A 23325-nucleotide genomic window follows, 5' to 3' on the forward strand; every position below is an offset into this window, starting at 1 on the left:
CGTTCACGAGTAGCAACAGACACGGCATACTCGACCAATGATCGTCAGCATCGATACGGGATCGCGACTGTCACCGTACGAGCAGGTGCGATCACAGGTCGCCGATCAGATCAACACAGGCGAGCTGCCTGTGGGGAGCAAGCTGCCGACGGTTCGCAACCTGGCAGGAGACCTGGGAATCGCACCGAACACCGTCGCGCGGGCGTACCGGGAACTCGAAGCGGCAGGCCTACTCGAGACCAAGGGCCGCGCGGGAACCTTCGTCGCGGCAGGGAAGGATAAGGCCCGGCGCAAGGCCGCCGCCGCGGCGAAGAGCTACGCCAGAACCGTGATCAGCCTCGGCATTAGTGACGACGAAGCGCTCGCGATCGTGGGGGCCGCGCTACGTGCCGAGTCCAGATGAGGTGAAAGCCGCTTTCGCCGCGTTGGCGCGGTGAAAGCCGCTTTCGCCGCATCCAACGCAGAGAAGGCGTCATTCAGCGCACCGCGCTAGACGTCCGTGCTGAACCGCACCCCGCCGTCCGGGAGGACGACACCGGGCCAGAGCCGCGCGCCCTCGAGCAGTTCACACCCAGCGCCGACGTCGACGTCGTCGCCGAGGACGACACCACGCAGCACCGTACCCGCACCGACACGGGCATCGCGTCCGATGACGGAGTCCTCGACCACCGCGTCGCGCTCGATCCGCGCGCCCTCGAAGACCACTGATCCAGACACCCGCGCGCCTGCCGCGATCGAGGCCGACGCTCCAACGGATGACCCACCGTCCACAGTGGCCTCCGGGGCGACGGAAGCGCCGTCGAGCACCAGCCGTTCGCCCGGCGAACCCGGCAATGCGTGGGTCGGCGCGATGCCGCGCACCAGGTCGGCCGATCCCCGCACGAACGCGGCGGGAGTGCCGACGTCGAGCCAGTAGGATGAGTCGACGAACCCGTGCAGCGTCGCGCCGGACTCCAGTAAGCCCGGGAACGTCTCGCGTTCCACGGACACGGGCCTGCCAGCGGGAATGGACTCGATGACGTCACGTCGGAAGACGTAGCAGCCCGCGTTGACCTGGTCGGTCGGCGGGTTTGGCGTCTTCTCGAGGAACGCCGTCACCCGCCCAGACGCGTCGGTCGGCACGGAGCCGAAACGGCTCGGGTCGGCCACCTTGACTAGGTGCAGCGTGACGTCAGCCGCGGCGTCGTGGTGTGCATTCAGCAGCGCGGCTGGGTCGGTGCCGGACAAGATGTCGCCGTTGAACACCATGGCGTCCTCGCCGCGCAGCCGGTCCGCGACGTTGCGGATGGCCCCAGCGGTGTCGAGCGGTTCGGTCTCGACGACGTACTCCATCTCCAGGCCGAACTGTGTACCGTCGCCGAAGTACTCCGCGAACACCTCGGCCCGATAGGACGTCCCGAGCACGACGTGGCGCATCCCGGCGGCCTTGATGCGAGAGAGTAAGTGGGTCAGGAACGGCACGCCCGCCGTCGGCAGCATCGGCTTCGGCGCGGTCAACGTCAGTGGCCGCAGCCTCGTCCCTTTCCCACCGACAAGGACGATCGCATCCGTGTTGGCAGCCATGCGCTGCTCCGATCGAGGCTCCGGCATGGTCCACATACTCTCATTCGTCCGGCTCACACCACATGGATGGGCGACAGACCGTGTGACTACCTGACGTGACGCACCACGAGGGCATACCCTGGACGGTGCACGGGCGAAGATCGGATGCGGCCCGGTAAGACCGGGGAGGTCGGAGATGGATCCTCTCGACAGGGCGGATGCGCTGCTGTCACGAGCACAAGCGCGCGGCAGGTTCGTCGTGACGCCGAACAGCGCCGTCTCACCCATGGATGCCGCGAGTACTCTGCAGATACCTCGCACCATGGTCACCGGAGCCGACGAGGACATCGATCCGGACGCCACCACCGTGCTGTCGGACGAGCAGATCCGCGAGAACGACGAGCGCGGGCAGCCACACGCGGAGCGGGACAAGGCGCAGCGGTTACCGCGTGCACGTGGTGCCGGTCACCACCACGGCACCCTCGAGGAGCAGGCGCAACGCGAGGCGGACCAGGTGGAGACCGAGGAGATCACCGGTCTTCTCCCGACAACGACGCAGCGGACGAGGTCGAACCTGTCCCGACGTTTGGACGGCTAGCGCGGGTTCAGGAGTCCCACCGAGCCGCCAGCTTCGCTCGCAGCGTTAGGCCGAGCCGGATCATCGCGAGCATCGGCTTGGCCGCGAGGCTGGTGTAGCGGTCGGCGAGGTAGCGATACGCGCTGTCGTGGTGCACGGCGAGCATCCGCGCGGACTCCTTGCCGGTGGAGTGCCCCTGGATGTGCATGACGGCGGCGGATGGCACGTAGACGTTCTGCCAGCCAGCCTTGCCGAGCCGGTCGCCGAGGTCGACGTCCTCGAAGTACATGAAGTAGCGCTGGTCGAAGCCATCGACGTCGTCGAACGCCGCCCTGCGCAGCAGCAAGCAGGAACCGGACAGCCACTCCGCCGTGCGCTCGGTCGGCGTGCCGGATTCCTGGCGGTACGCGCGGGTCCACGGGTTACGTGGCCAAACCTTGCAGAACAGCGCGTGCCCGATGCCCCTGCCGATCGAGGGCAGCAGTCGCGCGGACGGGTACACCGTGCCGTCCGGCTCCTTGATGAGCGGCCCGAACGAGCCAGCACCCGGCCAGCGTTCGGCGGCCTCGAGCAGCGTATCCAGCGCGCCCGGTTCCCACTCGAGGTCCGGGTTGCAGACGACGACCCAGCCGACGCTGTCGTCCAGCTCGGCGACGCCGACGTTGGCACCACCGCCGTAGCCGAGGTTGCCCCCGGTGGGCACCAGCCGCACGCCGTCGCGTTCGGCGGCTTTCTCCGGGGCGCCGTCCGCGGAGCCGTTATCGGCGAGAATCACCCGCACGGGACGCGTGGTGGCCTTGGCCAGCGTGTCAAGGAACCGTTCGAGCGTCTCGCCCGGTGAGTAGGTGACGGTCACCACGGCGAGTTCGTCGCCGTAGGTCCGTTGCTGTGACGTCGATCGCGTGGGCACGACGCTTATTGTGCCCGTCCCGTTACCGCGCGAGAGCGGGGGTGCACGTGAGACGGCGTCATTCCCGAGCCCGCACGGTCTGCCTGCTGTCCTCATAGCCTTCGACGTGCAACTGCCACATCGCCTCGGCCGCGCTGCTCCAGGTGAACTCCGCCGCGCGACGACGTCCAGCCGCCGCGAGCTGCGCCGACCAAAGCGGGTCCCCGAGCAGATCGCGCAACGCGTCGGACAGCGCGGTCGCGTCGCCACGCCGCACGGTGACCCCTGCCCCGCCCGCGACTTCCACCAACGCCGGCGCGTCGGAATGGACCACGGGCACGCCAGCCGCCATCGCCTCCAGCACCGGCAACCCGAACCCCTCGGCGTGGCTGGGCGCGGCGAGCACAGCTGATCTGCGCATAACCTCAGCGAGTTCGAGATCGGTGAGCTTGCTGAACACCCGCACTGCGTCGGGTGCCAGCCCGTGCTCAGCCGCGAGCGCCGCCGGGTCCATGCCCGCCTTGGCGGGCTGACCGACGAGCAGGAGGTGGGGCGCGAACACGGTGTTCCGATGCAACTGGGCGACGGCGTCGATCAGGACGTCGAGTCCCTTGCGCGGTTCCAAGGTGCCAACGGCGAGCACATACCGGTCTGGCAGGTCGAGATGGGAGACATCGACCCGGACCTGCGCGTCCTCCGCCGCGTTGAACACCTCGGCGACACCATGGGCGATGACCCGCACCGAGCTGGTGCCAGGCACGTAACGGCGCAGGTCGTCGGCGACGGACTGGGTAGGCACCACGACGACGTCCGCCCGACGCATCGCCCGCGCGACCATCGAGCGGTGCCAGTTCGCGCCGCGGGGGGTGAGGGTGTGCGGGTGCGTCCACGGCACAGTGTCATGCACGGTGACGGCCAGAGTGCCTTTGGCGTACTTGCCCGCGACGGGCTTGCGCGGCGGCGCGAACGGCGTTGGGGCGTGTACGGCGTCGCCGCCTGGCCAGTACGGGATGCCCGCCTGCCACGCGGCGAGCAGCGCCTTGCGTGGCATCGGTAGCACGCGGGGCCCGTTGACACCCTCGATCATGGCGTGTCGGACGTCGGAACGGCGGCACACGACACTCGTGACAACCCAGTCGTCGGGCGCGGTCTTCGCTAGGGCGCGCAGCAGCTCGCCGGTGTATCGTCCAGTTCCGCCGGGGACGGGCGCGAAGAGTTGATCCGCGATAACGACGAGCTCAGGCACGTTCTCCATTGTGCTGGTCATGCCAAGCGTCTCGCTGTCTCGCGTCAGCATCGTCACGCGGTGTATCGGGCGGTGTCGCGGCGCGTGTGCGGGCGGTGCGCCGACCCTGTCGGGTCCACTTCGGATGGCAACGGGGCACGGCCCGCCAGACGTCGACTCGCGCCTGGCATCCGGCCAACGCCACCACCGGGCACGCATGTATCCCAGCTCCATGAATGGCCTATAAGCTGCGAAAACTTCGGGATCGACGTGCCAACGAAATCCCGCAAGGACCCGTCATCCGGACCGTCATGCGGGGCTGCCGGCGGGGCGGCACGCCATAGCAAGACTCGCGCGCATCGCTAACGAGGACACCGATCGCAGCGACCGCGCGGCCGGGCCACTCGGGCACCGCACTCCAGGTCGGGCAGCGACGGCGCGCCTGAACGTGCCCCGAGATTCGACCCGAATGGAGTAACGCGACTGGGCGACATCACTGCGCGAGATTCCGCGACGCCCGGACGTTCTCGGCACTCGTCGGTGGTACCGGCCGCCCATGACCTTCACCGATTCGCTGACACGTCGCACATCGCTCGGTATCCTGTTGACCGGTGCGGATCTGATCAAGCCCAGGGGGGATCATGACTGGCGAAGACGAACCCGACCTTGACTACGAGAGCCCGAATGAGAAGGCTCTTGACACGGTGGCGGACTTCGTACCCCATGCCAGACTTGCTCGAACGTTATACGAGAAGCTCTCAGCCCCCAATAGCATCGGCAGCGGCAAGTTCGAGTTCAGCCTCGAAGAGATGGAACGAATCAAGAAAGAGTTCGAAGCGGAACGAGACGCCTTCGAACGCATTAAGCGTAAGAACGACCAAGCTTCTTTTGGCTTGCGACCTATGGCGGGTGACCCGGCTAGCGAAATCCATTACAAGGCCGCCAAACAGCACTATAGGAAGACATTCGCCCAAGCCATCGCGGATCAGCACGCTTACGCCGATGCGTATTGCTACGCGATTCAACGAGCCATTTACGCGAAAAAGCATGGCGAAGAAGCCGCCGAGCAGATGATGCGCGAAAGAGAACGAGGTCTGGAGTGAAACTGCGTACCGCAACCGCTACCTTGGCAGCGACGGCCACACTGTTGACCGGATGCGGCGGTGGCGAAACCGGCGAGCCGACTACCGGCGGACCTACGGCTATCGGACCGACCGCGGAGAATGGCCCGACAACCCGCGCATCAGAAGTCACCGCACCGACAGTGTCGGATCCGATCGAAGGAATCGATAAGTACAAACAAGACCCGTGCTCAATGCTCACTAAAGCGCAAGCGACCAAGTTGGGGTATTCCGCCGAGATTAAACGCCCGCCTGACCAAGATAACGGCCCCGAATGCGAATGGCTCGACGAAGACACTAACAGCTTCACCATCGTGATCTTGAACAACCAGCCAGAAGGTATGGCTGGCGTGTACAAGAATAAGGAGTACTTCGGTTACTTCGAGCCGGTGAACGTCGCTGGGTATCCGGGTGTTTTTGGCGGCGCGGTCGATGACCGTGAGGACGGCGCATGTTCACTCGGCGTTGGAGTGACAGATCAGCAGGTCATCAACATTGGAGGACAGATGAACCTTGGTTCTCCGGACCGAAACCGCCCCTGCGAGGTTATGAAGAAGGCAGCCGAGATGGCCATCAAGACTATGCGCACGGGCAAGTAATTGGAGAGGCACCATGGGCTACACGGCACAACAGATTGCCGATATGTTGCAGAGTGGGGAAGGCCCTAACAGCTATTACGAATCGAGCACGACTTCCCGTGAGCTGGTCAACGAATACAAAGAACGGCAGTCCAGTTTCGCCAGACTGATCGGGCGGCTCGAAACAGCCTGGGTCGGCGAGTCAGGTGATGCCGCGCGTGGAGCCATGCGGCCACTGTCAGAGGCCTCCAAGGTCTCGTCCGAGAATCAACACAACGTCTCCATGCAGATGGACACCCAGGGCGAGTCGTTCAACCGGGTCAAGAACACCGTTGGCACCGGTCCTGGCCCGAAGCCTGAGTCGACCTTCGCCTCGGACTGGGTGCCGATCTTCACCGACCGCGATGAACAGATCGAAAGCTGGAATGCCAAGGCCCAGGCGGTCGTCGACGCCTACAACTCGTACTACGAGGGCACGAAACAGAACGCGGGCGTCTTCCCGTCTAGCTACGGCACGCTGACCGGCGACCCGAAGAAGATTGACTTCAACGTCGGCTCGTCGGGCGGCACCGGAAGCGGCGGCGGTGGCACGGCGGGACCGTCCGTCGGCTCGCCCACGACGTCCGGTGGTGGCGCGTGGACCGCACCGTCCAGTGGCGGAACGACCGCGCCCGGTGGCTACGGGAGCGGTAGCTACGGGAGCACCGGCACGGGCACCGGCGGCTACGCGAGTGGCGGCGGCACGACGTCGGCGGACCTGCCGTCCGGCGCGGTCCGGCTACCGGATGGGTCGGTGCGCATGCCGGACGGCAGCATCCACTATCCAGACGGCTCCATCCGCTACCCGGATGGAAGATTGCGCAGGCCAGACGGCACCATCGTGATGCCGGACGGCACGGTCATCCCGCCGGGCGGCACCTCGGCGTCCGGACTGTCCGGCTCCGGCAGCGGCGGCTACGGCGGCGAGTTGGGATCGCACGGCGGCGGCGCGGTTCCCGGTGCCGCCGTGGCGGGCGGCGGTTTCGCTGGAGCGGGCGCGGGCACCGGAGCTGGCGCGGCAGGTGGCTACGGCCACGGCGGCCCCGGGAGTCCGGGCAGGGCGACCGGAGCGGCCCCGTTCGGCCCTGGCGGCAGCGGCGCGGCGCAGGCCGCCGCGGGCAAGGCAGGAGCCGGATTCGGCCCGCGCGGCGGCATGGGCGGCATGATGGGTGGCGCAGGCGCCGGACGCGGCCAGGGCGACGAAGACAAAGAGCACAAGGACCGCTACTACATCAAGCAGGAGATGGACGCCGGGCTCGAGGTCGAACACGACGAGCACGGTGAGAAGCTCGTCGACGACCAAACCGGCAATCTCGTCGTCAGACCTGTGATCGGCGAGTAGAGCACAAGGGACATACCGACCGTGCTGCTCACCCAAGACGTGTGGCTGACGTCGTCCGCGTTGGATTTCCTCACGTCGCGGCAGGGCCTGACGCTGCCCGCAACGCTGCGCCCGGAGCCAATCTGGCGCGACGAGAACGAACTGGCGGAGCTGTCCGGCGCGGCACACGCCGAGCTGAACCAGCAGAACCTGCTCGACCGGGGCGCACCGAGTATCGAAGTCGTCATCGCACTGCGCGCGTTGTGCGCGGGCGAACAGGAGTGCTACGCCTACATCGGCACCGAGCAGAAGTCCTGGCGCGCACACGCCGCCGTCAGCGGCTCCGACGCGGTATACGCCGAATACACCGAGGGTGGCGACCAGATCGTGCTGCGCGACACCAGCCCTGACCGCCTGCCACACGCCATCATCGACGCGCTCGGCGAGTGCCAACCAGCGACAGAGCGCACCATCACCTGCGCGGTCAGCGACCTCACCGCCCCGACGTCCGGCATCGCCGTCGAGCGCGTCGTGCCGCGCGAGGCCAAGCGGATGAAGGCTCTGCACGACCCCGAGCAGCGCTTGCGGGAGGCCAAGCTGATGGTAGCCGTGCGCGACCGCCATGGCCGCCGCCACACCAACGGCCGCCGCGCGCCCGTCGTGCTCGACGTCCATCCTGGTGTGCGCTGGATCACCTACCTCACCGGGGACGCCGAAGCCCCTTACCTCAACGCGCGCGGCGCGGACCGGGCAGTGATCGTCGAACGAATCGAGCACGAACTCTCATCGCTCTCCGAGCAGCGCTGAGCGCCCCGGAGCGGCCACGACAGACCCTCCGATTCGCCGCGACGGCACCAACCACAGCCTCGCTCCCAACCCCCACGCCCTGGCGGACTACTCTCAGGTCCCGTGGCGATAAGGGCTCAGGCGAAGGAGGACTGCCTAGTGCCAACGGGGGACCCCTTCGTCTCGATGATCGTGGTCAACTACCTGGGTGCTGACGACGCGATCACGTGCCGCCGGTCCCGCGTGGACTCCCTCCAGCACGCTCGCGACGCGGCACACCGCAGGAAGGCAAGGCTGAAGGGAGGCGACCGTGGCTGACCGTCCGCTCCGAGTGCTGTTTGACGGCACTCCCCTACTCGGTGAGCGCACCGGTGTCGGGCGTTATACGGCATCGCTTTCCGAGGAACTCGCGTCGATGCCGGAGGTGGACACCCGCTCTGTCGCCTTCACGCTGCGCGGCTGGCGCAAGCTCCGCCACGTCCTGCCCCACGGGGTACGCGCGCGCGGGATGCCGGTCTCGGCGCGGGCGTTACGGGCGGCATGGCTGCGCAGCCGGTTCCCACCGGTCGAACTGTTCGCGGGGCGCACCGACGTCGTCCACGGCACTAACTACGTGCTGCCGGGCACCGCGAAAGCCGCCGGCGTGCTGACCATTCACGACCTCACATTCCTCGATCGCCCCGAGGAGTTGGCGCCAAGCGATGTCCGACTGCCTGAGTTGGCACGGGTCAGCGCGCAACGTGCCGACGCCATCTGCACACCCACCGGGGCCGTGGCTGATCGTGTCGCGGAGCAGCTCGACGTCGACCGCGAGAAGATCATGGTGACCCCGCTGGGCGTCGACCCGGCGTGGTTCACCGCGCTGCCACCCAACAACGACCTGCGCTCGAAGTTCGGCCTGCCCAGCGAGTACCTGCTCTTCGTCGGGGCGGCGGGGCCACGCAAAGGCCTCGAATGGTTGGCCCGCGCGCACGAACTCGACCCCGACCTGCCGCCGTTGGTCTTCATCGGACCGGGACCGTTCCTGGTCAACGATCGCTCCCAACACGCTGGGTACGTCTCCGACGTCGACCTGCGACACGTCGTCGCCGGAGCGAGCGCACTGGTGCTGCCGTCCCGCGACGAAGGCTTCGGGTTGCCCGTGCTTGAAGCGATGGCCTGCGACGTCCCGGTGGTGTGCACCGACGTGCCGTCGCTACGCGAGGTCGCGGGCGGATACGCGGAGCTGGTGCCGTTCGGTGACGTCGACGCGCTCGCGGCGGGCATGGCCAACGCGGTCGGTGACTCCCACTCGGCGTCCATCTCACAGGCCCGTCGCGCCCACGCCGCGAGCTTCACCTGGCGCCGCTGCGCGGAGCTGACCGTGGACGCGTACCGGTTCGCGTGTGGGCGAGGGGCGTCATGACCAACCCACCCGAGGACGCGTCGGGGGAGCGCAAACCGCACGCCCCTCCCGGGCCGCCTGCCCGCACGACCAGTACCACGAAAACACTCCTGATCATGGTGGGCGCCGTCCTAGGGATCGCCGCGCTCGGCCTGGCCGCGTTGATCATCTATACCCGCTTCTTCACCCTCACCGGCGCTGAGGTAGGCGACTGCCTCACGGGCGACATCAACAAGCCGTACTCCATCGAGGTCGCCGACTGCGGCGCGCCGGACGCCACCTACCGGGTCGTTGGCAGGGTCGAGGACAAGACCATGGCTGAGTTCGAGAGCAAGGCGGGCAAGAAGGCGTGCGCCCCGTTCAAGGACGCGGAGTTCGTCTACTTCGAGGGGTACGGCGACGACGCGACGGCGTCCGGCGCGATTCTGTGTCTGAGCGAGGCAAACTGACGTCACACCCCGGCGCGCTTGGCTGCCATGAAGGCCGTCAGAGCATCGCGCCAGTCGCGTAGCGGCGTCAGTCCCGCCGTGCGCCAGGACGCGTTCGAGAGCACACCATAGGCGGGACGCGCGGCAGGGCGCGGAAACTCCGTCGTCGTACACGGCCGTACCCGCTCCGGGTCGGCGCCCAGTTCCTCGAAGATCGCACGCGCGAACCCGTACCAGGTCGTCTCACCGCCGCCGGTGCAGTGCAGCGTCCGCTGCTCAGGCGGACGTCCGTCCACGATGGCGGACACCAGCTCGAGCAGCCCGCCAGCGAGGTCGAACGTCCAGGTCGGTGAGCCATGCTGGTCATTGACGACGGACAGTGTGTCGCGTTCCCGTTCCAGCCGCGTCATGGTGTTGACGAAGTTGTTCCCATCAGCGCCGTATACCCACGCGGTCCGCACCACCCACGCCCTAGCTCCGGACGCGAGCACCGCCGCCTCCCCGGCAGCCTTGGTGCGGCCATACGCGCTGCGTGGTGACAGCGCGTCGTTCGGCTCATACGGGCGCTCCGTCTCACCGGAAAAGACGTAATCCGTGGAGATGTGCACCAACGGCACCTTTGTCGTCGCGCATGCCGCCGCGATCCCGCGTGGACCGTCGCCATTGACGGCGAACGCACGCTGCTCATCGGATTCCGCACCGTCGACGTCGGTGTACGCCGCCGCGTTGATCACCAGTGGCTGATGCCCCTCGTCCTTCGCCAGCGCGGCAAGCTCCCGCACGGCGGCGATCACCTGGCTCGCCTGCGTGATGTCGAGGTCGGCCGAGCCGGGTGCGCGGACCACTGCGCCCGCCTCGCTGGCGCGCCGCGCGATGTCACCTCCCAGCTGCCCACTGCCTCCGGGTATCAGTAACGCCAACGCCATAATCAGCCCACCTACGGTGCCAGTAGCCACCAATCCGACCGAAGCCGAACTGGCACGTCAAGCCGGTTCTGCCAGTCAACCTAGTTCCGGCCTTCTTGGTCTGTCTCGTTCTTCAGCGGTTCCCACCAGTCGCGGTGCTCGGTGTACCAGCGCACAGTCTCGGCGAGTCCGTCGTCGAACGCCACCCGCGGGCGGTATCCGAGTTCGGTCTGGATCTTGGTGATGTCCACCGAGTAGCGACGATCATGACCTTTGCGGTCCTCGACCGGGGTTACCATGTCCCAGCCCGCGCCGACGGCGTCGAGCAGGCGTTTCGTGAGTTCCTTGTTCGTGAGTTCAGTGCCGCCGCCGATGTTGTAGATCTCGCCCGGCCTGCCGTCGTCCGCGACGAGTTGAATGCCTCGACAGTGGTCATCGACGTGCAGCCAGTCCCGCACGTTCAGCCCATCGCCGTACAGCGGCACCGGCTTGCCGTCGAGCAGGTTCGTCACGAACAGCGGAATGACCTTTTCCGGATACTGGTACGGCCCGTAGTTGTTGGAGCAGCGCGTGATGCAGACCGGTAGTCCGTAGGTGCGGTAGAACGACCGAGCGATCAGGTCCGAGGACGCCTTGGACGCCGAGTACGGCGAGTTCGGCTCAAGCGGATGGTCCTCCGACCATGACCCTGACACGATCGAGCCATACACCTCATCGGTCGACACATGCACGAACTTGCCGACCTCGGCGTCGACCGCCGCCTGCAGCAGCGTCTGCGTGCCGAGGACGTTGGTGAGCACGAACTCCCCCGCGCCGAGAATGGAGCGATCCACGTGCGACTCCGCCGCGAAGTGCACCACGAGGTCGGTGCCACGCATCAGGTCGGCGACCAGCGCGCCGTCGCGGATGTCGCCTTTGACAAAGCGGTAGCGCTCCGCGTCGGCGACCGGGGCGAGGTTGGCCTCGTTGCCAGCGTAGGTGAGGTTGTCGAGCACGACGACCTCGGCGTCAGCCAGCGCGGGATACGAGCCAGCCACCGCTTCCCGCACGTAGTGCGAGCCGATGAATCCGGCTCCGCCTGTCACAAGCACCCGCATGGCGCACCTCCATTTAGCCCCAGCTCGCCACGGCAAGTGTAGGGATTTCGCCGCAGCGATCGTCGACGTGATGCTCCGTGATGATGATTCACTGGTGATTCACCGTGGCATCCGGACGATACGGACAGAAGGTGACTTAGCCTGTCGTCGCTGGTCTGAGGGAGGGAATCCAGGTGCAGGCCGTCAAGCCGCGATCACGGGCGGGACGGATGGCGTCACTGGCCCTCCGCGCCTGCGTCGCGTCGCTGTCGTTCACGGTGCTCGCGGTGACCGGGTACGCCGACGTCATGCTCGGTTCCCTCCGCGAGAGCGTCACCAGCACGCCGGCCCTCGACCGCGTACCGGACACACCGACCAACCCCGACGACGCCATCGACATCCTGCTGGTCGGCACCGACTCCCGCACAGACGCTCAGGGGGACCCGCTGCCGCCCGAGACGTTGCGAAAACTCCGCACAGGGAACGAAGCCGGCGTCCGCACCGACACCATCATCATCCTGCGGCTGCCCGGCAACGGCGATCCGGCGCACGCGGTGTCCATCCCCCGCGATAGCTGGGTCGAGGTGCCGACCGGCGGCAAGGCCAAGATCACCGCCGCGTTCAACCTCGCCAAGCAGACCGAGATCCAGCGGCTGCGCGACGAGGGCATCGAGGACCAGGCGTTCCTGGAACGCCAGTCGGACGAGGCGGGACGGCAGGCGCTGATACAGACCGTGCAGGACTTCGTCGACATCCGCATCGACCACTACGCCGAGGTGAGCCTGCTCGGGTTCTACCTGCTCACCGAGGCCATCGGCGGGGTCGACGTCTGCCTGAAGAACCCGGTGTACGACCCAAAGTCGGGCGCGAACTTCCCCGAGGGGCACCAGACGGTCAGCGGCAGTGACGCGCTCGCGTTCGTGCGACAGCGCCACAACCTGACCCGCGGTGACCTCGACCGGATCGTGCGCCAGCAGGTGTTTCTCGGGTCGGCATTGAACAAGGTGCTCTCGGCGGGCACCCTGAGCGATCCCACGAAACTGAGCCAGCTGCTGGCGGCCGTGCGTCGGTCCGTCGTGCTCGATGACGACCTCGACGTTCTGGAGTTCGTCAAGCGGCTGCGCGGGTTGGCCGCGGGCGATGTCGAGTTCGTGACGATTCCCGTCGTGACGATCACCGGCCGCAGTCCGGACGGGCAGAGCATCGTAGAGGTCGACGTCGATGAGGTGCGGGAGTTCGTGCACGAGCTGGTGGACGGGCACTCGGAGTCCGCGGCACCCGAGCCGTCCGGCACGTCCGCGGCACCCGAGCCGTCCGGCACGTCCGCGGCACCCGAGCCGTCCGGCACGTCTGCCGCGCCGGAGCCGTCAGACACCGACAGCGGTGGCGCACCCGCCGGTCAGGGCACGCCACCACCGGAACCGATCACCGCGGGCGACGTCCCGTGCGTCAACTAGCGCCTCCCGCATGGATAGGGTCAAGGCGTGAGCATCACCGAGACGCTGCTGCGCCCACTGCTGGCGACGGCGGCCGCGAAGCCCGCGATAACGCACTACGACGACGAGACAGGCGCCCGCATCGAACTGTCCACGACGACGTTGGCGAACTGGGCGGCCAAGACGGCCAACTGGCTGGTTGAGGAGTTCGACGTCGAACCAGGTGATCCGGTGTGCGTGCGGCTGCCCGCGCACTGGCAGACGGCCGGTGTGCTGCTCGGCGCCTTCTGGTGCGGTGCTCACGTGGTCAGCGACGACGCGGGCGCGTCGGTGGCGTTCGTGCCACCGGACGAGATGTCTGAGGCCGCCGAGACCGCTATCGTCGCGTTCGACCCGCTCGGACAGGGCCTTCGCACACCCCCGCCAGACGGCGCCTTCGACTACCTCTCGGACGCGAAACTGGCGGGTGACGACTTCTCACCGCTGTTCCCGATCGACGGCGACACCCCCGCGCTGGCCTCCGCGACGGTCGACGAGGTGCTAGCGACGGCGAGGAAACGCGCGGATGCCCTTGGCATCGGCGCGGGCGACCGGGTGCTGTCGACCCGAGAGTGGACGCTGCCGGACGGCATCATCGACGTCCTGCTCGCACCACTGGCCGCGGGCGCGTCGATCGTGCAGATCAGCAACGCCGACCCGGCGAAGCTCGCCGACCGGCGCAGCACGGAGCGCACCACGGTCGACCTGCTGGGATAGGGCGCCCGCGGGGCGGACGGCGCGATCACCGCTTTTCGACCCGATCACGCAGCGCTTCGTCCTTGGCCAGCACGAGCTCCTCGAGCTCGGACTGGAAGCTCGCCATGCGGTCACGCAGCCCGGCATCGCTCGCCGCGAGGATCCGTACCGCCAGCAGCCCGGCGTTGCGCGCACCCCCGACCGACACCGTCGCTACCGGCACCCCGGCGGGCATCTGCACGATGGACAGCAGCGAGTCGAGACCATCTAGGTACTTCAGCGGCACCGGCACGCCGATCACCGGCAGCACCGTGGCTGAGGCGACCATTCCCGGCAGGTGCGCCGCTCCGCCCGCGCCCGCGATGATCACCTGAATGCCCCGGTCGGCGGCCGTGCGCGCATAGTCGAGCATCCGCTGCGGGGTGCGATGCGCCGAGTAGACGCCCACCTCGTAACCGACGTCGAACTCGTCAAGCGCCTGCCCGGCGGCCTCAAGGACCGGCCAGTCCGAGTCGCTGCCCATGATCACGCCGACCCGGGCGTTCGTCGTCATGCAAGCTCCCTAGTGGATCTCGTAACCGTCGAGCCATTCCGCGTGCGCCAACCAGTGCGCAGCCAACCGTCCCCGCTCGGCGAGGTCAGCGAAGCCGTCGGCGAGGAAGTTCACGTGGCCCAGCTTGCGGCCCGGCCGCTCTTCCTTGCCGTAGAGGTGCACGTGCGCGTCAGGGAATCGCGCGAACAGGTGATGCAGTCGCTCGTCCGGCCCCATCTTTGGCTTCTCCGGCGCGCCGAGCACGTTGGCCATCACACAGGCGGGCGCGAGCGGGTCGGTCGCGCCGAGCGGGTAGTCCAGCACCGCCCGCAGGTGCTGCTCGAACTGCGACGTCCGCGCGCCGTCCATGGTCCAGTGCCCCGAGTTGTGCGGGCGCATCGCCAGCTCGTTGACCAGCACGCCGTCCGGCGTCTCGAACAGCTCCACCGCGAGCACGCCCACCACGTCCAGCGCGTCCGCGATGCGTAGCGCCAGCTCCTGCGCGTCGTGCGCAGCGTCCTCGGACAGTTTCGGCGCTGGCGCGAGCACCTCGGTGTTGATGCCATCGCGCTGCACGGTCTCCACGATCGGCCAGGCCGCGCCCTGCCCGAACGGCGAGCGCGCCACCAGCGCGGACAGCTCCCGCAGCATGGTGACCTTCTGCTCGGCGAGCAACGGCGTCCCGGCGTCCAGCAGCTCGGTGACCAGCGACGTCGCCTCATCCGGGGTGTCGACGATCCACACGCCCTTGCCGTCGTAGCCGCCGCGCGCCGCTTTGAGTACGACCGGCCAGCCGTGCGTGTCACCGAATGCGGTGAGGTCTTCGGGCGTCTCGATCGGCGCGTAGGCGGGTGCTGGGCAGCCGATGTCGGACAGCCGTCTGCGCATCACCAGCTTGTCCTGCGCGTGCAGCAGTGCGTCCGGCCCTGGCCACACCACAACACCGGACGCCGCGAGCGCGTGCAGGTGATCGGACGGCACGTGCTCGTGGTCGAAGGTGAGGACGTCGACGCCTGCCGCGAACGACCGCAGCGCGTCGAGGTCGGTGTGGTGGCCGGTGACGACCTTGCCCGCGACCAGCCCTGCCGAGTCCAGCTCGCCAGCGGCGAGCACATGCAACGACTGGCCGAGCGCGATCGAGGCCTGGTGCGTCATCCTGGCGAGCTGGCCGCCGCCGACCATACCGACGATCGGGAGACCGGTGTGTGCGTCCATGTCTGCGGGCGAATCCCCTGGTTGTGGCGGGTACGTACGGCCTCACAGCCTAGCCGGTGACCGCGCGCACGCCCGTCGGCGGCCGACGTGGCTGGGGCGTGCGCCACTCTTTCGCGAACGCGAGGCCGCCCAGCACCAGCGGCACATACAGGTAGGCGTTGCCCAGCACGTGGTCCAGCACCGACCACCCGTCCGGGTCCCTACCGCCGGGCAGGATCAGCAGAACGTAGCTACCGAAGACGACCACAACGGCGGCGAGCGTCGCGAGCCGCTTCGGCGCGGCGGTGACGTCACGTGGCAGCCTCGCGAGCAGCATGACTAGCAGCGGGATCACCCACACCCAGTGGTGTGTCCAAGACACCGGCGAAACCAGCAGCCCGTAGCCTGCGGTGACCAGCAGGGCATGCAGCTCGTCACCCTTGCGGTGATAGCGCAGCATCAGCCAGACGGCCGGTGGCGCCAACAGCACGCCGACGCCGAGCGCGACCGCCATCGACCACGGCGCGCCGTCGGTGAGCCTAAGTACCAGGCCGTTCAGCGCCTGGTTGTCCGACCAATGGATCGTGCCGATGCGGGTGGGATCGGACACGGCCCGCGTCCAGTAGCGAGCGACGTCCTGTGGGATGAGTGCCAGCATCGCCGCCTGCAGCGTGACGAACGTGGCCAGCGCGCGGAGGGCATCCCGCCAGCGGCCGGTGAACAGCAGATGCGGCACGAAGATCAGCGGTGTGAGCTTCACGGCTGCGGCGACACCGATCAGCACGCCCCCGGCGCGGCTGCCGCGCGCCGTGAGCACCATGACGTCGACCAGGATCAGCGCGAGCAGGATCAGATTCACCTGGCCGAGCGAGACCGTGCGCCAGACAGGTTCGAGCAGCAGGACGGCGGCGGTGAGGCCGACGACGACCAGCGGCGTCCCGCGAGCGAGCAGACCCAGCGACGGCGACTGTTTCGCGCTCGACGTTCCGGCGCGCCAGCCGGTGCCGCCCAGCGACAACGCCACGACGAGACCTGCGGCGGCGATGGAGATCGCGCCGAGCGCACCCCAGGCGACCGGCGCGGGGAACACCGCGAGCGGCACGAACAGCAGCGCGGCGGCGGGTGGGTAGGTGAACGGCAGTTGCGCCCACTCCGGCTCGAACGCGAGCGTGTCGGCGTCGTAAAGCGGGTCGCCGTGCAGCAGCGTCAGCGCCCCGGCGCGGTAGACCGCGCTGTCCATGCCGAGCGGCCAGTCAGCAAGCCAGCCGAGGACACCGATAACCAACGGCACGGCGGCGAGTGACGCGAGTGACGCGACCACACCCCGACGGGAGCTCAGACGATGCACGCGCCCAGTGTCGCAGGCGGTGCGCCCCTACCGCCGTCCGATCCGCTGCAGCAGCGAGCAGGACTCCTCGAACGTCGGGCGGAGCCGCACGAGGGAGATGGCGGGGCTGACGACGTCGTCGAGCTGCGGATCGGCGTGCATCCGTTCGGTGATCTCACGGCGCAGCGCGACGGCTTGCCCAGCGATATCGGTGCCGCGATCGGCGAGCACCACGAGCACAGACGGCCCCAACGCCGCCGACGTCTCCGGCCCGTCGAATACCGATCGCAGTGCGTCGGCCGCCAGGATCATCATGGCGAGCCGAGACCAGCTCGCCATACCAGCGAGATCGAACGACACCGTGAGCAGCAGGGCTTCTTCTGTAGGGCAGCGTCCGGCCCGCGCCGCACCCCGGTACATCTCGGCCAATCTGGTTCGGAGATAGGCAGCGCTCGGCAGCCCCGTGAGCGGTTCGGTCACTTCGGTGTGGGCGTACTTGTCAAGGGCGACATCGGCCCACGCGAGCGCCGTCACGCGCACCAGCCGGGACGGCGTGGTGTCGATGTCCGGCACGACGAACCCACCGTGACGGTTACCGTCCGCGACAACGGCGTGCAAGGCGGCGAGGTCAGTGAGGGTCTCGTCAAGCCCGGCACCCGAAGCCGCACGTGCCCTACCGAGTCCGGACACCGCCGCGTCACTCGGACCGTCCGCGCTCAGCGCGGCGCACACAGTGTCCACTTCGGGCAGCCCCCAGTCGCTCGGAAAACGCCATCCCGCGGCGAGACTCGCGCTACGCCACTTCGCACGCAGTGTCCGCGCGGCGCTGTCGAGGGAGCCACCATCGCCGCGCTCGGCACCATCGACGTCCGGTACGGCGGTCACGCCACCGTCGAACGGTTGCTCCTCGTCGTTCGAGTGAGCACCGGCGGCAGGCCCATCCACCACAGTGCGACCCTTCGTGTTGACTTTCGGCGCCGCCCGCGCCTGCACGCTGCGTGAAAGCGAAGGCGGTGGCTCATCGGGAGCTCGCTACTGGAGACGCGAGGCATCGACGCACGTGACGGCGGGAATCGCGAAAACTTGCCGACCCGACACGCGCGGTAGCCATTACTGCGGGTAGCACTAATAAGGTGGTTAAAGTCCGAGCTCGTGGCCGTATCCAGGCACTCCGCGAGGCCGTTAGCCAGTCGTAGCCGAGCTTCAACCGACCCACATCGTGACTGAACCATGGTTCTCAGTCACACTCACACTGTGAACTTGGCGCCGTCGCGCTACCGGCGGCCGCGCCAGGCTGGCACCGCGAAGCCAGCCCAAGCCAGGAGGAGCCCCAGTGTCGACCGTCCCAGCCGCGCCAGATGGCAACAGCGACGCCGAGCTGATCGCCGCTGTCCGCGATGGCGACCTCGCCGCGTACGGCACGCTCTACGAGCGGCACGTCTCCGCCGCCTACAACCTCGCCCGCCAGCTCACACGGTCAAGCTCCGAGGCGGACGACCTGGTCAGCGAGGCTTTCGCGAAGGTTCTGGACACCCTGCGCGCGGGGAAAGGGCCGGACAGCGCGTTCCGCGCCTACCTGCTCACCGCACTGCGCCACACCGCCTACGACAAGACCCGCAAGGACAAGCGCGTCGACCTCAACGAGGACATGAGCGAGGCAACCGGCGCGCTCGGCGGGGCGCTGACGGTGCCGTTCTCGGACACGGCGGTCGCGGGGCTGGAACGCTCCATGGCCGCCAAGGCGTTCGCCAAACTGCCGGAACGCTGGCAAGCCGTCCTCTGGCACACCGAGATCGAGCAGCAGTCCCCCGCCGAGGTAGCACCGATCCTCGGACTGACGCCAAACAGCGTGTCCGCGCTCGCCTACCGCGCGCGGGAAGGACTGCGGCAGGCGTACCTGCAGGTACACCTGTCCGAGACGACGGAGAAACGGTGCCGTGCGACGGCCGATCGGCTCGGCGCGTGGACCCGCGACGGATTGTCCAAACGTGAGCGCGCGCAGGTGGAAGCGCACCTCGACGAGTGCGAACGATGCCGGGCGCTCGCGGCGGAACTGGCCGACGTCAACGGCGCGCTGCGCGCGGTTATCGCACCGCTGGTGCTCGGCGGGGCCGCGCTGGCGTATCTCGCCACGGCGGGTGCCGGCAAGGCCGCCGCCGCGACGGCGGGGGCAGCGGCGGCCGGTGCTGCCGCCACCACGGGTGCCGCCGCGTCGTCGTCCGGCGCGGGAGGCGCTGCAGGGGCCGCGGCTGGCGCGCCGAGGCAGTTCCTTGGCGTCGCGGCGTCCGGTGTCGCGATCGCGGCCGCGGTCGCGGTGGGACTCACCGCGGGTGGCGGGCAGCAGATTCCAGTGGCGATTCAGCCACAGGCTGAGGCACCCACGACGTCCGAGCCGGCGCCGCCAGTGCCGCAGCCAGCACCGGAGTCACCGGAGCGGGAGCCAGCCGCTCCCCCCGCACTACCACCGGTCCAGCCGCAGACCGTGCCGGAGCGAGAACCCGCGCCGCCAACGTTGCCCGCGCCACCGGAACTCGTGGTGACGACTCCGGAAGAGGGCATCCACCTCGAACCGGGTGGGGGCCCGGTCGACCTGCCGATCACGATTCGCAATGACGGCGAGACGAAGTCCGACCCAGTCGTGGTGACCCTCGACCTGCCCCGAGGCGTACGAGCGATCCCACCTGCTGGTGGCGGTTCCGCACCGATGTCGGCGCGGGGCGCCAGCACGGCACAGCCCACGGCCGCTGGGCCACGCCCCGCCGCCGCGCCGAAGCAGGGACGCACGGTGCGCTGCCCCGGTGGCAAGGGCAAGGTCAGCTGCAGCTCCGGTCGAGGGCTAGCACCCGATGAGTCCGTCACGTTGCTGTTCCGGCTGATCGCGGACAAGCGCGCCGATCCTGGCAAGATCCGGGGGACCGTGTCGAGTGGCAACGCGCAGCCGTTGGTCATCACGGTGCCGTACGAGGTGCCCCCACCACCGCCCGCTCCCGCCGACGGCGTCGAGCTCGACGTCCACAACGTCGGGCGCGTGCTGAAGATCACCGTCACCAACACCGGCGAGACGACCAAGCGCGCCGACGTCGTCATCGATCAACCCATGCTGGCCTACGGCGGGCACGGCAAGGCCACCTGCACCGACAACGCACGGCGCACGACGTGCCACACCGACGAGCCGCTCGAGCCAGGCGACGACGTGCACTTCCACACCGTGCTGTCCGGGTTCCCAGAGAACGAGACGGTGGTCGTGACCGCGCGCATCGGCAAGGGATCGGACACCGAAAAGGTCTCGGTCCGCTGCATCGGCGGTAAGGTGTGCGCGCCGGACAACGGTAAGCCGCCGCTGCCCGCGAAGCAGCCTGGCCAGGAGCCACCGAGTACGACACCAGATAATCCGCCATCGTCGAAGCCACCCTCGCCGGGGCCGCCATCGTCGCAACGACCGCCATCACCGTCAGGCTCGACGCCGCCGAGTACGTCCGAGTCGTCACCGACGCCTGACGCACCGGGCAAGAGCGAGCACGCGCCTGGTCACGGCCACCGTTCCGAGGGGAATTCCCGAGCCGGCGCCCTGCGCGGTCTGCTGGTGTCGCTGCTCAACGTCGCCTAGCGGCCCCGGCGGAATGGCAGTTCCGCGGACCGCCGACATCACGCGCAAGTACACTGCGCCCGTGGCTGTAGTCGAGAACCTGCTGGGCGTCGTGCCCGAGCCGCTCCGCTCGATCATGATCAAGCATCGGGAGCTGCTGAAGTTCGGCATCGTCGGCGGCACGGCGTTCGTCGTGGACAACGGGGTCTGGTACCTGCTCAAGCTGACGGTGCTGGAGTCCAAGCCGACCACGGCCAAGGGGATCGCGATCCTGGTCGCCACGATCGTGTCCTACATCCTCAATCGCGAGTGGTCCTTCCGCACGCGCGGCGGTAGGGAGCGCCACCACGAGGCGGCGTTGTTCTTCCTGGTCAGCGGCGGTGCCATCGTGATCAATCTGATCCCGCTTTACACTTCGCGCTACATCCTCGACCTCGAGGTGCCGCACGTATCACGGTGGGTGCAGGAGGTCGCGGACTTCACCAGCGGCTCGATCATCGGCATGGTGCTTGCGATGTTGTTCCGCTTCTGGGGATACCGGCGGTGGGTGTTTCCCGACGAACTGCGGTGAATGTCGCTTCCACCGTACTGGACGCGGCATAGCGTCACTCAGCGCGGGGAGCCCGCGGTGGACAACCGCACCGATGACAGGTCCGTTGAGCGCGGCACAAGCAGGAAAACACTGAACATCGCTGGGCGCTGCACGGACAGCTCCAACCGACCACCGTCAGCCTCGACCAAGGCCCTCGCCAAGGCCAGCCCCACACCGGTCGAGCCCGCTCCGGAGACGCCCCGGTCGAAGATATGCGGGGCGAGTGCGTCCGGCACGCCGTCGCCATGGTCGCTGACCGTCACGACGACCGTACCGTCGGTGTCACCGCCGCGGGCGGCCATCGTGACCGTGCCCGCACCGTGCTTGCGCGCGTTGTCGAGCAGGACGCCGACGACTTCCCGGAGGCGCGCTGGAGTGACCCGCGCGATGAGCCCTTTGGCGATACGCAACCGCAGCGTGCGGCCTTCGGCGTTGAAGATCTGCCGCCACTCGATCGCGATGGTTTTGAGCACGGCGGACAGGTCAACCGGCTCCGCGCCCGCCTCCCTCGCCGCCCTGGCGGCGGCGAGCAGCTCGTCAAGCACGGCGGCGAGCTGGTCGGCCTGTTCCTGCGCGGCGAGGGAGTCCTCGGCGACCTCGGGATCAGAGTGCGTCGTGAGCGGATCCAACCGCAACTGGATCGCCGTCAGCCTGCTGCGGAGCTGGTGGGAGACGTCGCCGACGAACTGGCGCTCCCTTCGGATCAACGCGGACAGCGCCTCGGCCGACGTGTCGAGCGCATCAGCGACCATGTCTAGCTCGCGCATGTTGTAGCGATTGGTATCCGGACGGAAGTCACCAGCACCGAGCCGCGCGGCACGGGACGAGATCTCTCGCAACGGGCGGGCGAGTCGTCGAGCGGTCACGGTCGCCACGACCATGCCGGTCCCCACCGACAACACCGCCAGCAGCAACACGGCGACGGTCACCTGAGTCTGCCGTTCTCGCAGTGGCTCCGACGGTACCGACAGCTGCACCTCACCGGTACCAGCGAGGTTCGCCTCTTCGGTAAGCCTGCCACCCTCCGGCTTGACGCCCTCCCGGTAAACCCGTCCACCCGGTCCGCGCACCACGAGGTAGCCACCAGGGGGAATCGCAAGGTCAACGCGGTCGGTGTCGATGCCTTCGCCCGCCGCGATGTCACTGTCAAGCTGCTTGACGATCTGCTGCGCGCGGTCCTTGAGGTCTTCGCTGGCCAGGCTGCTCACCAGCAACGACGCCGTGACCCCAAGCGGAATACCAAGCGCGGCGCCCGTCACGGCGACGGCCAGCAGAATCGCGAGAAGGATACGGCGATGCACTGAATCGGCTCCCGCGTGCTAGTCGACGTTGAAGCGGAAGCCGACGCCGCGCACCGTGGCGATCCGTCGCTCCGCGTCGGCATGCGGGGTGGCCGACGCCTTCGTTCCGGTGCCGTCGATGTCACCCGCCGCGATCGCGAGCTTGCGTCGCAGCCAGGACATGTGCATGTCCAGCGTCTTGGTGGTCTTGGCGTCGAGGTCGTTCCACACCTCGGCGAGGATCTCTTCCCTGCTGACGACTTGCCCAGCACGGGTGAGCAGCACCCGCAGCAGCTCGAACTCCTTGTTGGCGAGCTGCACCTCGGCGCCCTCGACGGTGACGAGCCTGCCGCCAACGTCCATCCGCACCCCGCCTGCCTCAAGGACGTCGGGCGCCTGCCTGCGTAGCAGGGCCCTGATCCTGGCCAGCAACTCCGCCAATCGGAACGGCTTGGCCACGTAGTCGTCGGCACCCGCGTCAAGCCCAACGACGAAGTCGACCTCGTCAGTGCGCGCGGTGAGCATCAGCACCGGGAGGTCAGCGCCACGAGAACGCAGCCGACGGCACACTTCGAGGCCATCCATGCTCGGGAGCCCGAGGTCGAGCACGAGCAAGTTCACATGTTGCCGCTGAGTCGCCTCGAGGACGCTCGGCCCATCAGCGACGACCTCCACCTCGTAGCCCTCACGATGGAGCGCACGAGAGAGCGGGTCGGCGATCGCCGGATCGTCCTCGGCGAGTAGAACCATGTTCACCTGGCTCACTCTACGA

At 68.2% G+C, this 23325-nt stretch carries 23 protein-coding genes; 12 read left to right on the forward strand and 11 right to left on the reverse strand.

All coding sequences use genetic code 11. The features are described 5' to 3' along the window. Nucleotides 1-37: 37 nt before the first annotated feature. Entirely contained in the window at nucleotides 38-403 is a 366-nt protein-coding gene (locus ACFQGD_RS28670; RefSeq protein WP_345406290.1) for a GntR family transcriptional regulator, read from the forward strand. A gap of 86 nt (nucleotides 404-489) precedes the next feature. Here the strand turns inward: ACFQGD_RS28670 and manB are convergent, their stop codons facing one another. Further along, entirely contained in the window at nucleotides 490-1563 is a 1074-nt protein-coding gene (gene manB / locus ACFQGD_RS28675) for a mannose-1-phosphate guanylyltransferase (protein WP_345406287.1), read from the reverse strand. A 175-nt stretch (nucleotides 1564-1738) separates the two neighbouring features. Between manB and ACFQGD_RS28680 the strand changes: the two genes are divergently transcribed. Further along, a complete protein-coding gene (locus ACFQGD_RS28680) occupies nucleotides 1739-2140 on the forward strand; it encodes a hypothetical protein (protein ID WP_345406284.1) in 402 nt (133 codons plus the stop codon). 7 nt (nucleotides 2141-2147) lie between these two features. Here ACFQGD_RS28680 and ACFQGD_RS28685 read toward each other — a convergent pair whose 3' ends face one another. Both ACFQGD_RS28685 and ACFQGD_RS28690 read right to left on the reverse strand, forming a co-directional pair. Further along, nucleotides 2148-3029, reverse strand: coding sequence for a glycosyltransferase family 2 protein (locus tag ACFQGD_RS28685; protein WP_345406281.1), 882 nt, complete (start codon nucleotides 3027-3029; stop codon nucleotides 2148-2150). Nucleotides 3030-3087: 58 nt separating this feature from the next. Further along, nucleotides 3088-4254: a glycosyltransferase family 4 protein gene (locus tag ACFQGD_RS28690; RefSeq protein ID WP_345406599.1), complete on the reverse strand. Its 1167-nt coding sequence runs from the start codon at nucleotides 4252-4254 to the stop codon at nucleotides 3088-3090. A gap of 620 nt (nucleotides 4255-4874) precedes the next feature. Between ACFQGD_RS28690 and ACFQGD_RS28695 the strand changes: the two genes are divergently transcribed. From ACFQGD_RS28695 to ACFQGD_RS28720, 6 genes are all read left to right on the forward strand, one after another. Continuing rightward, complete coding sequence (locus ACFQGD_RS28695) at nucleotides 4875-5336, forward strand: hypothetical protein (RefSeq protein ID WP_345406278.1); 462 nt, start codon at nucleotides 4875-4877, stop codon at nucleotides 5334-5336. Further along, complete coding sequence (locus ACFQGD_RS28700) at nucleotides 5333-5953, forward strand: DUF3558 domain-containing protein (RefSeq protein ID WP_345406275.1); 621 nt, start codon at nucleotides 5333-5335, stop codon at nucleotides 5951-5953. Before ACFQGD_RS28695 ends, ACFQGD_RS28700 begins: the two co-directional genes overlap by 4 nt. A gap of 205 nt (nucleotides 5954-6158) precedes the next feature. Next, nucleotides 6159-7313: a hypothetical protein gene (locus tag ACFQGD_RS28705; RefSeq protein ID WP_345406272.1), complete on the forward strand. Its 1155-nt coding sequence runs from the start codon at nucleotides 6159-6161 to the stop codon at nucleotides 7311-7313. A 21-nt stretch (nucleotides 7314-7334) separates the two neighbouring features. After that, a complete protein-coding gene (locus ACFQGD_RS28710) occupies nucleotides 7335-8099 on the forward strand; it encodes an ESX secretion-associated protein EspG (RefSeq protein WP_345406270.1) in 765 nt (254 codons plus the stop codon). A 289-nt stretch (nucleotides 8100-8388) separates the two neighbouring features. Beyond that, nucleotides 8389-9483, forward strand: coding sequence for a glycosyltransferase family 4 protein (locus tag ACFQGD_RS28715; protein ID WP_345406264.1), 1095 nt, complete (start codon nucleotides 8389-8391; stop codon nucleotides 9481-9483). Then, nucleotides 9480-9911, forward strand: a complete 432-nt coding sequence (locus ACFQGD_RS28720) for an LppU/SCO3897 family protein (protein WP_345406261.1) — start codon at nucleotides 9480-9482, stop codon at nucleotides 9909-9911. The genes ACFQGD_RS28715 and ACFQGD_RS28720 overlap by 4 nt, the downstream gene beginning before the upstream one ends. Before the next feature lie 2 nt (nucleotides 9912-9913). On the opposite strand, the gene rfbD is transcribed toward ACFQGD_RS28720, so the two are convergent. After that, nucleotides 9914-10816: a dTDP-4-dehydrorhamnose reductase gene (rfbD, locus tag ACFQGD_RS28725; protein WP_345406596.1), complete on the reverse strand. Its 903-nt coding sequence runs from the start codon at nucleotides 10814-10816 to the stop codon at nucleotides 9914-9916. 80 nt (nucleotides 10817-10896) lie between these two features. Beyond that, nucleotides 10897-11892: a dTDP-glucose 4,6-dehydratase gene (gene rfbB / locus ACFQGD_RS28730; protein ID WP_345406258.1), complete on the reverse strand. Its 996-nt coding sequence runs from the start codon at nucleotides 11890-11892 to the stop codon at nucleotides 10897-10899. Between the two features lie 173 nt (nucleotides 11893-12065). On the opposite strand from rfbB, the gene ACFQGD_RS28735 reads away from it, so the two are divergent. Both ACFQGD_RS28735 and ACFQGD_RS28740 read left to right on the forward strand, forming a co-directional pair. Further along, nucleotides 12066-13328, forward strand: a complete 1263-nt coding sequence (locus ACFQGD_RS28735) for an LCP family protein (protein ID WP_345406254.1) — start codon at nucleotides 12066-12068, stop codon at nucleotides 13326-13328. A gap of 27 nt (nucleotides 13329-13355) precedes the next feature. Further along, nucleotides 13356-14063 (forward strand): TIGR03089 family protein, encoded by a 708-nt coding sequence (locus ACFQGD_RS28740; RefSeq protein WP_345406251.1) that lies wholly within the window; start codon nucleotides 13356-13358, stop codon nucleotides 14061-14063. A gap of 25 nt (nucleotides 14064-14088) precedes the next feature. Here ACFQGD_RS28740 and purE read toward each other — a convergent pair whose 3' ends face one another. The 4 genes from purE to ACFQGD_RS28760 are packed head-to-tail and all read right to left on the reverse strand — an operon-like array spanning nucleotide 14089 to nucleotide 18043. Further along, entirely contained in the window at nucleotides 14089-14595 is a 507-nt protein-coding gene (gene purE / locus ACFQGD_RS28745) for a 5-(carboxyamino)imidazole ribonucleotide mutase (protein ID WP_345406248.1), read from the reverse strand. A gap of 9 nt (nucleotides 14596-14604) precedes the next feature. Next, nucleotides 14605-15789, reverse strand: coding sequence for a 5-(carboxyamino)imidazole ribonucleotide synthase (locus tag ACFQGD_RS28750; protein WP_345406245.1), 1185 nt, complete (start codon nucleotides 15787-15789; stop codon nucleotides 14605-14607). A 49-nt stretch (nucleotides 15790-15838) separates the two neighbouring features. After that, on the reverse strand, nucleotides 15839-17116 hold the full coding sequence (locus ACFQGD_RS28755) for a glycosyltransferase 87 family protein (RefSeq protein ID WP_345406242.1): 1278 nt from the start codon (nucleotides 17114-17116) through the stop codon (nucleotides 15839-15841). Between the two features lie 27 nt (nucleotides 17117-17143). Continuing rightward, a complete protein-coding gene (locus ACFQGD_RS28760; RefSeq protein ID WP_345406239.1) occupies nucleotides 17144-18043 on the reverse strand; it encodes a GGDEF domain-containing protein in 900 nt (299 codons plus the stop codon). 385 nt (nucleotides 18044-18428) lie between these two features. Between ACFQGD_RS28760 and ACFQGD_RS28765 the strand changes: the two genes are divergently transcribed. After that, nucleotides 18429-20702 carry a sigma-70 family RNA polymerase sigma factor gene (locus ACFQGD_RS28765; protein WP_345406236.1) on the forward strand — a complete coding sequence of 758 codons (2274 nt, stop codon included), beginning with the start codon at nucleotides 18429-18431 and terminating at the stop codon, nucleotides 20700-20702. 61 nt (nucleotides 20703-20763) lie between these two features. Then, nucleotides 20764-21252, forward strand: a complete 489-nt coding sequence (locus ACFQGD_RS28770) for a GtrA family protein (protein WP_345406233.1) — start codon at nucleotides 20764-20766, stop codon at nucleotides 21250-21252. A 38-nt stretch (nucleotides 21253-21290) separates the two neighbouring features. Here ACFQGD_RS28770 and ACFQGD_RS28775 read toward each other — a convergent pair whose 3' ends face one another. Beyond that, on the reverse strand, nucleotides 21291-22574 hold the full coding sequence (locus tag ACFQGD_RS28775; protein ID WP_345406230.1) for an ATP-binding protein: 1284 nt from the start codon (nucleotides 22572-22574) through the stop codon (nucleotides 21291-21293). 18 nt (nucleotides 22575-22592) lie between these two features. After that, nucleotides 22593-23303 (reverse strand): response regulator transcription factor, encoded by a 711-nt coding sequence (locus ACFQGD_RS28780; protein WP_345406593.1) that lies wholly within the window; start codon nucleotides 23301-23303, stop codon nucleotides 22593-22595. Nucleotides 23304-23325: the final 22 nt, after the last annotated feature.

It is taken from the genome of Haloechinothrix salitolerans (assembly GCF_042662605.1).
Classification (GTDB): Bacteria; Actinomycetota; Actinomycetes; order Mycobacteriales; family Pseudonocardiaceae; genus Haloechinothrix_A; species Haloechinothrix_A salitolerans.